This is a genomic window from Streptomyces boluensis (assembly GCF_009908195.1).
GTDB lineage: Bacteria > Actinomycetota > Actinomycetes > Streptomycetales > Streptomycetaceae > Streptomyces > Streptomyces boluensis.
Genome location: NZ_JAAAHS010000784.1, coordinates 1 through 499 on the forward strand (window position 1 = coordinate 1; position 499 = coordinate 499).

At 73.1% G+C, this 499-nt stretch carries 1 protein-coding gene; it reads left to right on the forward strand.

From position 1 onward, the window contains the following. The coding region (locus GUY60_RS38085) for a cupredoxin domain-containing protein (RefSeq protein WP_187370247.1) at positions 1-362 on the forward strand (362 nt) is incomplete at its 5' end. Positions 363-499 lie beyond the last annotated feature (137 nt).

Genomic DNA, 499 nt, shown 5'->3' on the forward strand with positions numbered 1-499 from the left:
AGCCGATCGAGGCCACGATCCGGCTCACCGCGGCGAGCGGGGGCTCGGGGCATGAGCACGCGGCTGGGGCGGGGGACGGTGCACCGGACACGGACGCCCGCGCCCGCACCGTCGCGATCGCTGTCACCGACGGCAAGGTCGAACCCCCGCCGGGCCGGGTCGAGTTGAAGCGGGGCGAGCGCGTCCGCCTGAGGGTGACCAGCGACCAGGCCGACACCCTCCATGTGCACGGCTACGACAAGGAGGCCGAACTCCCCGCCGGCAAGACCGCCACCCTGACCTTCACCGCCGACCGCACGGGCCTGTTCGAGGTCGAGACCCATGGCTCGGGCCTGGTCCTGACGCAACTCGTGGTCCGGTGAGGGTGGCGACGCCTGAGCTCTGGGCTCTCCCTGACGCCGCCGCACCCATGAGCGACGCCGTCACGCCCGGCGCCGACGGGCCGTTCGGCCATCTCGCCCACCTGCCCGAAGCCCACCTGCCCGAAGCACCCATACTC